The organism is Caldisericum sp., from assembly GCF_049967455.1.
GTDB lineage: Bacteria > Caldisericota > Caldisericia > Caldisericales > Caldisericaceae > Caldisericum > Caldisericum exile_A.
The window spans coordinates 1-9,371 of record NZ_JBMFSR010000036.1 but is presented as its reverse complement, the minus strand read 5'-3'; the positions used below and the strand labels follow the sequence as shown (position 1 = coordinate 9,371).

The following is a 9,371-nucleotide window of genomic DNA, read 5'->3' as shown; positions in this document are numbered from 1 at the left end:
GCCTTCCCACTGAAACAAATATAAATCTATTGTTATCGGATAAAAAGTCCGATTCTTTGTTATCCTTAAAATTTCTTGGATTAAACCTTTCTAAATCAACACCTACCCCTTTAATATAGACCACTTTACCATGGGGAATCAACTTTTTTTCTGTAGCCACTTTATAATCATCAACATTTATTGTTATTAAAACATCTGTAAACTTGCCTGCAAATTTTTCAAGTCGGTAATATATAAAATTTTTCAAAGGATTCCCATATTCATGAAAGTGAAAACCGTGAGCAGTATAAACAATATGAGGTATGCCCACTAATCTACCTGCAATCCTACCCAAAAAACTTGCAACAGGGGTGTGAGTGTGAACCATAATGTATTTTCTTTCTTTCATTAATTTTAAAAGCATAAAAAAAGCCTTTATGTTAGATATGCTAAATGGATTTCTACTAAAAGGAATCGAATAAACCTTGAATCCTTCTTGTTCAATTTTCTCTCTGAATCCTACATTAGATGCTGCAACCTCAACCTCGTAGCCTATATCTCTCAACAATTTCATAAAAGGAATATGGAAATAATAAATATGTGAATCAACCGTCGCAAGAAAAAGAATTCTTTTCACATTAAACCCCGCTAAGTTGTGAGAATGGATAATAGTATAGAAAAAAACCAAACAAACATAGAAGAGATAATATACTGGGTAAGGACAAGTTTCTTTGGTTTGTTATCAACAAGGTATTCAAGATATTTACAGATAGCTGGTATAAATAGAATATACGTTGTAGCTCTGAGTCGTGTGTCGCCCGTCCCTAAATACATAATTGAATACATAAGCGCAATGAAAATTGGGGTTGCAAAAAAATAAAGATTTCTAAATATAAATTTAAAGTCAAAAACAAAGACCATAAATAGAATCGGTAGAATTATCCACCAAAGGATAGAACCCAAGAAAATAAGGATATTTCCCATATTAGTTGTTACAACAAATACTTCTGACTCTTCGAGTGCTCTAATCGGCCCTGGGCCAATTAAAAATCTAAAGGGAGCAATCAAGATTTGTGTAATACTACTACTACCGAGTAACGTCAAAGGCTCTCTGAATCTCCCGGCATAATAAATAAATCCTGTGTAAAACCAAGCAATTCTCTTGTGCTCAAACAACAAGATTAGTATTACAAAAGCTCCCAACAAGTAATACAAATTCCTCTTTATGCTCTTTCTCCATACAAGGATGTAAATGAAGAGAATTACAAGTGGAATTGCGACAGCAAACATTCTGACATTAAATTGAAGATATATCATTAACCCAGTAAAAAGAATCGCCTGTAAGCTTTTTCCTTTTTTTAATAAATAATCAAGTCCAGAAAGGTTTATAATAACTAAAAAAACAAAGAAGATGTCTTTTAATTCTCGGAGAACTGTCCACGTTATAATTCCATTTAGTCCAAAGAAAAATAATAAATTAATGATCAATGAAGTTCTCTTAATATAAGTCCTCATCCAAAAATAGATTAAAACAAATATTACTTCGATGAGTAAAATATTAGAGAGTTTAATCCATACAGAAGACAAGTTAGGGCTTGTTTTTAAAATAAACGTACCAAACAATACATAAAGCGGCGCAAGCCGAGAATGCATAGCAGTATAAAAAGGACGCGCATTTCCTAAACACCTGAGAAATTCATTGTAGTAATAATTAGCATCAGAGCCATAGGTATAAACTCCTTTATAGAAAAGCTCTGCTTGCACTAATACAAGCCATAACAAGTTCCAAATCAAAATAACAAGCAGCACAACAAGTATTTCCTTCTTCTCTGATACGTCAATTTTGAGCTGTAAAATTACTATAAAAAGAAGTAGAATGAAGAAAATAACTATCATTTTGCCTCACACAAATCAATGTAGATTTTAACGAGTCTTTTTTCCATAATCACCCATGAAAAATCTTCTTCAAACAGAGAAGAGACTCGTTCCGCAAAGTCCCTCTTCGTAATACTATCCCAAAGTTCGACTCTCTTTAAGACATCTTCAAGTTGAGCTTCGTCTCCGTAATCTGTAACAAATCCCAAGTTGTATTTCTGCACCGTCAAATCCATTCCCGTATTCCTCGCAACAATAATTGGTTTTCCAAGCATCATAGCTTCAAAAAGTTTGTTCGCACTTGAATACCTATGGTTGGGGATTGAAGGATCATAAGTTGCAAACAGCACATCACTTTCAGCATAAATTTCTAATGTCTTTTGATAAGGCACTCTGCCAAAAAAAACAATATTATCTGCAGATTCACAATACTGCCTTATTATCTCTTCATCACCTCCAAATCCACCCAAGTTCAACTTCCAATTCTTATTCTTCTTTACAACCTTTATCATTTCTAAAATTCCTCTTTCATGTTGAAGCAATCCAACGTAGCTTATGATGAGATCATAAGATTTGCCTATATCCTTAATTTCACGCCCTCTTTCAGAAACAGAGTATTGAGCAGGAGAGTTGTATATAATCACAAGCTTCTTAGGGTGGGAACCCTCTACCTGCTTTAAGCGAGATTCGTCCGCAATAATTACTGTATCTGCAATACCTATCAAAAATAGGTCTATTTTCCTTATAATTTTTTTCAAAGTATTTGGAACGTTTCTAAGCATATCGGCATAAAAATCAAATATATCATAGACAACTTTTTTCTTATATAGAAGCTTACAAACCAGTGCTGGTATTATTGTATCAAAATCGCAAGCATGTATGCAGGAAAACCTATTTCTATTTTTCGCCAACCATAAAAGCAGTGCTAACTGCCACTTAAGTAGGTGCTTCACATTTTTAAGGCCCGTACCAAAGTCTGCTTTCACTTTTAACCTGTAAATATCGGCAAAAACCTTACTTTCATACGAAGGAAACTTATCTTCTCTATCCCATGCCACGATTATCACTTTAAATCCATTCTTCGAAAGAGACAAAGCCTCCTTCTCAACCCTTGGATCAGGGTAGACAGGGTTAGATCGAAGAAAAATGATACTTTCCTTTCTCATAGTCTCTTAATGCCGCCATTTCGCTGTGCCACAACCCTTAGTCTTAGGTAGCACATCCATTTATATGGATTTGATAAATGGGCAAGAACGTATTTCAGGAAAGAATTCGGCTGTTCTGATAATGTTGAAATAAATCCTGCAAAACCGTCTCTCATAAAATTTCTTTTAGGGCCTGATTCTTTTATATTTTTTATTCTTGCTTCAAAATATTTCTTGAAAAGTTCCTTGTCGCCATTATCAAATTCCTTATCAGTCTCTAAAGTACCTTCAAAATTCCTCACTTTACCTATGAAATCACTTAACCCCGAATCTGTTAGTGAGCCCTGAGTAAGCCTATAAAAATAGAAGGATTCTTTGGTTAGAAGCATTTTTAAACCAAGCTTGAAAAGTTTGGCATAAAAATATAAATCCTCTGCTAGACTTAAACCCTCAGGAAACCTAAGCTTATTTTCTTCAATAACTTCTAATGGTATGATTGGTTGGAAGGCAATATAAAAGAAATCTTTGTAGTTAATCTCTATCACATTATTTGAACCAAATTTCCTGTAAATTTCAGGCAACCAGATTCGAATTTCAGAGCCAAAAGGGATAAACTTACCGTTATTGGTTTCGTAAGATAATATAAGATCGTCTGCTATAAAATACTTCCCGTACTCGTATTTAGACATTAAGCCAAGTAGATATTCAAGTCTATCGGGCTTCCACATGTCGTCTGAATCAATAAATGCAATCCACTTGCCCTTAGCAACACTAAGAGCTAAATTTCGAGCATAAGATACGCCTTTATTTTCGGGTAAATCGTTGAAAACTATTCTTGGGTCATTAAAAGACTTGATAATCTCGGCCGTCCTATCTTTTGAACCGTCGTTTACCACAATTAACTCAAAATAAGGATAGGTCTGACTGAGGACTGATTCAATTGCACTACGTATGTATTTCTCAGCATTGTATGCAGGCATAACAATAGAAACCTTAGAGCCAGTTTCAGTTGAAGAAACAACCTTTTTCTCGTCTCCTTGATCGGACGTAACAAGATTTGAACCAAGAAAGATATCAGCTTTACCTCGTTTCACGCTATTCTCCGTGTAACCTGTTCAAACTTCTTTCAATCAAAGATTGATATCCCTTAATAGAATTTTCAAGAGAGAAATACTTTGCTCTTTCTTGCAACATCTCTTTCGGGGCTTTTGGATTCCTAAGCATTTCGAAAATCGCTCTTGACAAAGCCACGGCATCTCTCACAGGTACTAATTTACCATACTTTCCCCTATCAAGGATTTCCGAAGGCCCACTTTGGCAATCGGTCGACACTACAGGAATTCCAAGTGCAAGCGCCTCTATTAAAACAGTTGGTAATCCTTCATAAATCGAAGATAGAACAAAAACAGATGCCTTACTCATATACTTATAGGGATTATCGACAAAGCCTGGCATCCAAACATATTCTGAAATTCCGAGTTCTTTTGCAAGTTTCTCTAAATTTTGCCTTTCTTCTCCCTCACCTAAGATGACAAGTCTTGCATCTACTTCTTTACGTACAAGAGCAAATGCTTTTATAAGGGTTGGAAAATCTTTTTGCTTATTCAGCCTCCCAACTCCTATAATGATAGGTATTGTGGAATTAAACCAAATGTTATTGACTGGTTCGTTGGCTTTACCAATTATCTCAGAAGTTAGAACTGGATTATAAATGACATTAATTCTCGAAAGTGGAAAATGAAATCTCTGGCTAAAATCTCTTGCAACTCCATCAGAAACCGCCAATACTTCGTCAACCAAACGCAAGCTTGGCCAAGTGAAGGCTCTGGAGGCAATTCTCTTAACACCTCTAAAATCGTCAAGATATCTTGATGAATTATGAGCTGAGTATATGATGATCGGGCAATTCTTGAAGATGCGCGAAATCTTGATAGCTAAAATTGGGATCAGCTCAAAACCATCAAACAGAGGAAAGACTACATCCGTTTTTCTTGTCCTGAAATACTTAGCTAAAGGGAAAAGACTCCTTAACAGCCTTAATTTTTGAGGCACATTTAAATCAAATATATCCAAGTCTTTTGGCACTTCATCCAAGAGTTCTCCTTCTGCTTTTGCTAATACCATACCGACGTCAAAGCCTGCTTTTAAAAAACCTTGGATCAATGCAAGTGCTACCTTTTCGACTCCCCTCCCTCGCAAAGCGGGTAAAACAAAAACAATGTGAATTTTTCTAGCAATAATTCTTTCATTACCTTTATTAGAAGCTATAGAATCTAATCTTCCATCCCTTTCCATTCTTACCGCCGAGGATTTACAAAAAGAATTGTCTCATTCCAATCAAAAAACTTGTGCGATAAATAAAATTTGGCATCAGTTAACAAACTATGCAAGAATTTCTGAATCTCAATTATATCTTCTGGTTTGTGATAGACAGAAATCGCCATCTTAGGTTTGCATTGCTTTATCGTTTCAACAGCTCCTCTAAGTGTAGCCATTTCGGCACCCTCTACATCAAGTTTTATAAAATCAATTTTCCCCAGCTTTTCTTTTTCGATAAAAGAATCCAATGTTAGAGCTTCTACCTCGACATTACCTTTGATATAACCGAAGCTTCTGCTTGTACCTGTTGAATACAGACTTCCGTTACCGTTAATCTCTCCAAGTAAAATACTCTTAGGAATTATCTTGTCGTAAGCATTGTTCCTCTTGATATTCTCCAAGAGGACTTTGTAGTTACTTGGATCTGGTTCAAAAGCATAAACCTTTGCTGCCCCTTTGGAAATGAACCAAAAAGCAGTTTCTCCAAGAAACGCACCACCATCTATGACAATGTCTCCTTCTGTAACTTCGCACTTGTCATGATAATATTGTTCGAGCAGCCAACTTTCACCTATTCCTATAGGATCAGCCTTAAATGAAAAACTGCCAATTCTAACAAGTCCCTGCTTATTTATCCTCAATGACTTCAAACTTCTAATAAATTCGTCTTCACTCAGTTTTGGCGGAAAAATCTTATTTGCAAGATTTCCTATTAATGCATAAGCAAACCTGTACTTTATAAACCAATCAAAAGTGGACTTTGAATCATCATCTTCCAAAAGACTATAAATCTTATCAAATTCTTCTGGTTCTTCAATCGCAAGTTTTGATGTTCCCACAGAACTCCATTTACCCATAACGCTATACCTAAACGTTTCATAAGAGGACTTGTGCATCAAATGCAAACCGAATCTTTCTAGAGTTTGATTAACCACACGACTCCTCGCATATAAACTTGCGTGAGGTAATTCATCAAGATACCTTCTGAAATTAAACTCTTGGACTTTCTCAAAAGCATCTTCGATTAGCAAAACTGTATGGGAATCATTCACATTAAAACTCAAAATAGAACTTTTACTCCCTCTATTGAACCCCATAGACTAAAAGTTAATCTCTATAAGTTTTTCTTATCAATGGTTAACTCATGCCAGTATTCAAGAAAAAATGCAAGCAAAATCGAGAAGAAAAAAGCAGTAACTGCTGAGACTGCGATATTAAACAATCTTCTCGGCTTAACTGGCTTTTCTAAGATAGAATACCCATTCTGAAAATAATAAAGGTTTGAGTTATTAAGCCCAAGGTTTATGTCTGCAATCTGTTGTTTTAGCTGCATTTCTTGCAATCCGAGCGAATCATAAGTACTCCTCAATGTCGCATACTCAAGATAGAATTCCGACTTAACACTCCCATCTTTATTGACAAGCTCGAGCATCTTTTTTGAAACATCTGTCATATGCGCATCAATAGTATCTACTTGAGAGGTAAGTTGATTAATATAGTCCTTTAGGGAGTTAATCTGCTGTTCGTAACTGCCTTTTACATAATCATTAAGAAGACTAACAAATTCACCGAAAAAATTCTTGATTGAGTTTATGTCAGCAGACTGAAAACTTATTTCGAACAGCCGCTGATTCGAGTTCTGTGTTTGTGTTGATTTGACATCGTAATTATTCTTAAATTCAGACAACGGTATGCTCAGATTATTAGCAAGTTTCTGCATAAAGTCGTCACTTGTAGCAATTTGCATTGTTTCTCCAATACTTAGGAGCGGCGACCCATTTTGCAGTTGGCCAGAAGCTGAACCAATTTGTGCAGGGAACAGAGTGCCAACTCCTTCAAACACATTTTTAAAAACAAAAAAATTTAGAACAGATGAGAATAAAACTGTTACAATAACAATACCCAAAATAAGGAGTTTCCACTTAAAAATTACTCCTGCATACTCTCTTAATGTAAAATCGCTCAATGCATACCTCCTTACCAATTTTAGATTACTCATTTATTAATATATTACATAATAGTATTTTTTGCAATTATAGTTGCGTCATATCTTCTCAAAAACAACAATCTTGGTAAAGTACCAAGTGGCTTCCTTTTAAAAGCTGCTTTCTGAATACACAAGTTAACAAAAGATTCAACCATATTAACCAGTTTGGAATTCGAATAGTAAGAAACGACAGGGGGGCCTATGTTATTCCAATAATCAAAGATAACTACCCTCTTGGAAGTGAATAAACTTATTAATCGTTTAATGTAAAAAATAATAGTGAATACCCAAAAAGGCTCAAAAGTCGGTTCTACTATGATTAAGTAACCGTCGGCTTTCAACAAGCAGATTGATTTTGCCAATGCTTTTTTCGAGAGCTTCATTGAACCACCACGTGTCTTTGTTACTAAATGGTGCAACACTGCTCCAACAATCACTACATCGAACTTTTGAGCGATCTTCTCATCACAATCATCAACAATTGAACAATTATAAACGTTTAACTCTTTGTTCTTAGCAATTTCTAATGCTTCTGTATCTATGTCTAAACCATACACTGACTTGATTCCTGTTTCCTCTCTAATAAATTCCAAAATGTTTCCTGTCCCACAGCCAACTTCCAAGATAGATGCATCAACTGATAAAGTTTTTAAGAATTCAACTACTTCTGTGTATCTTTCCACTGAAAAGTTATACGCCATGCTAACCTGCCCATTCATTTATAATTTCTTCTCTTGCAGTCTCCGTTACGATCACTATTTCAGTGATCTTCAACTTTGATAGATGCTTCAAAATTTGACTCCTAAAAAGACATTTCTACCAATTATTAGAACTGATCCTCTCTCAAACATTTCTTCTCCTTATCCTCTTTATCTCCTTTAGATTATATAACAAAAGTGCATAGGGGGCAAGAGCCCCCTATGTATGAAAGCATCAGTTAGTAGGTATCAGGTTACGGCGCTATGGTAAATGTACCTGATATCTGTATGCCAAGGACATTGTTAGAGGCATCATAGGCAATAATCATAAGCTTGCAGTTAGTGGAGATTCTGTATGGGACTGTGAAGGTAAGGCCTGGGTTAACAGTGAGGGATTCCCAGGAAGCACCGTTATCCATTGAGAGATAATAGGTGTAGTGGTCAAACTGAGGAGGAAGATTAGCAATTGTAGTGTTAATGGTGTAGGTAGTATTGGCAGTAAGTGTATCCCCTGTAGTTGGATGGTTGATGGTGATTGTGAAGTTGTAGGAAGGAGGAGCTATAGTGAATGTTACAGGGGAAGTAGAACCTACTGTGCCTGCAGAGGCATTTCTTGGGTAGACAAGTATCATAACTTTGTCAGACCTTACACCAGCAGGTACATGGAAGGTGAATGATGTAACAGAGGATAATGCATAGCCTAAACGTTGCCAGCTTCCCATACGTCCTGCTTCATAAGAAATATAGAGAGCATAGTAAGAGAGGTCAAATGGTGTAGTACCTGATGTTGTCCAGTTAATTGTAAGGTCTGTATCAGGAGTAACAACAGAAGATGGGGTTGGATTGGTTATATTAACAGCAAAACCTGCTGGATGTTGAGCATCAGTGATGGTAAAGAAGCTATGACTTATATCATATGCAAGTGTTGTAGCATCTACTCTTCTTGCATAGACTATTACCTTTGCAAGAGACGTTATCCTTGTGGGAACAGACCAGCTGTATGTATAGGAAGTTTGTCCATTTACAAAGGAAACATAGCCTATTCTCTCATAGGAAGCACCACCATCTACGGTAAGGTAGAGAGCAAAGTAAGAGAGAAGGGATGTATCACCTGAGACAGAGAACTGAATTGGATACGTTGAACCTGCTGTTACAGATTCACCACCTACAGGCTGAATAAGGGTAAGGGTGGGAGGAGGTGCAGCACTCACATCAAAGGAATTGCTTACACCTGTTTTTGCAGACACGGAATCTGTTACAGTTATTATTACACCTGTATTTGCACCAGATATTATAACAGGAAAATTACATAGCACTCCATTAACAAAATTAGCAGTGGTTGTGGGCGATATTGAACCCTTGTTCACC

At 36.1% G+C, this 9,371-nt stretch carries 9 protein-coding genes; all 9 read right to left on the bottom strand.

Going from position 1 to position 9,371, the window contains the following annotated elements:
- The coding region (locus ACP5SP_RS06590) for a glycosyltransferase (protein ID WP_428076294.1) at nt 1-616 on the bottom strand (616 nt) is incomplete at its 3' end.
- Between the two features lie 11 nt (nt 617-627).
- A complete protein-coding gene (locus tag ACP5SP_RS06585) occupies nt 628-1,875 on the bottom strand; it encodes a hypothetical protein (RefSeq protein WP_428076293.1) in 1,248 nt (415 codons plus the stop codon).
- Nucleotides 1,872-3,020 (bottom strand): glycosyltransferase family 4 protein, encoded by a 1,149-nt coding sequence (locus ACP5SP_RS06580; RefSeq protein ID WP_428076292.1) that lies wholly within the window; start codon nt 3,018-3,020, stop codon nt 1,872-1,874. The genes ACP5SP_RS06585 and ACP5SP_RS06580 overlap by 4 nt, the downstream gene beginning before the upstream one ends.
- Nucleotides 3,017-4,093: a glycosyltransferase family 2 protein gene (locus ACP5SP_RS06575; RefSeq protein ID WP_428076291.1), complete on the bottom strand. Its 1,077-nt coding sequence runs from the start codon at nt 4,091-4,093 to the stop codon at nt 3,017-3,019. The genes ACP5SP_RS06580 and ACP5SP_RS06575 overlap by 4 nt, the downstream gene beginning before the upstream one ends.
- Nucleotide 4,094: 1 nt before the next feature.
- Nucleotides 4,095-5,294 carry a glycosyltransferase gene (locus ACP5SP_RS06570; protein WP_428076290.1) on the bottom strand — a complete coding sequence of 400 codons (1,200 nt, stop codon included), beginning with the start codon at nt 5,292-5,294 and terminating at the stop codon, nt 4,095-4,097.
- Nucleotides 5,295-5,296: 2 nt separating this feature from the next.
- Complete coding sequence (locus ACP5SP_RS06565) at nt 5,297-6,415, bottom strand: FkbM family methyltransferase (RefSeq protein ID WP_428076289.1); 1,119 nt, start codon at nt 6,413-6,415, stop codon at nt 5,297-5,299.
- Nucleotides 6,416-6,432: 17 nt separating this feature from the next.
- Nucleotides 6,433-7,284 (bottom strand): hypothetical protein, encoded by an 852-nt coding sequence (locus tag ACP5SP_RS06560; protein ID WP_428076288.1) that lies wholly within the window; start codon nt 7,282-7,284, stop codon nt 6,433-6,435.
- Between the two features lie 44 nt (nt 7,285-7,328).
- On the bottom strand, nt 7,329-8,006 hold the full coding sequence (locus ACP5SP_RS06555) for a class I SAM-dependent methyltransferase (RefSeq protein WP_428076287.1): 678 nt from the start codon (nt 8,004-8,006) through the stop codon (nt 7,329-7,331).
- Between the two features lie 251 nt (nt 8,007-8,257).
- Nucleotides 8,258-9,371 (bottom strand): hypothetical protein (locus ACP5SP_RS06550; RefSeq protein WP_428076286.1); only part of this gene is annotated, 1,114 nt, incomplete at its 5' end.

What these genes read in the sequence shown, in the direction of transcription:
- ACP5SP_RS06585 (WP_428076293.1), bottom strand. Translation starts at nt 1,875, where the DNA reads ATGATAGTTATTTTCTTCATTCTACTTCTTTTTATAGTAATTTTACAG.
- ACP5SP_RS06580 (WP_428076292.1), bottom strand. Translation starts at nt 3,020, where the DNA reads ATGAGAAAGGAAAGTATCATTTTTCTTCGATCTAACCCTGTCTACCCT.
- ACP5SP_RS06555 (WP_428076287.1), bottom strand. Translation starts at nt 8,006, where the DNA reads ATGGCGTATAACTTTTCAGTGGAAAGATACACAGAAGTAGTTGAATTC.
- ACP5SP_RS06565 (WP_428076289.1), bottom strand. Translation starts at nt 6,415, where the DNA reads ATGGGGTTCAATAGAGGGAGTAAAAGTTCTATTTTGAGTTTTAATGTG.
- ACP5SP_RS06570 (WP_428076290.1), bottom strand. Translation starts at nt 5,294, where the DNA reads ATGGAAAGGGATGGAAGATTAGATTCTATAGCTTCTAATAAAGGTAAT.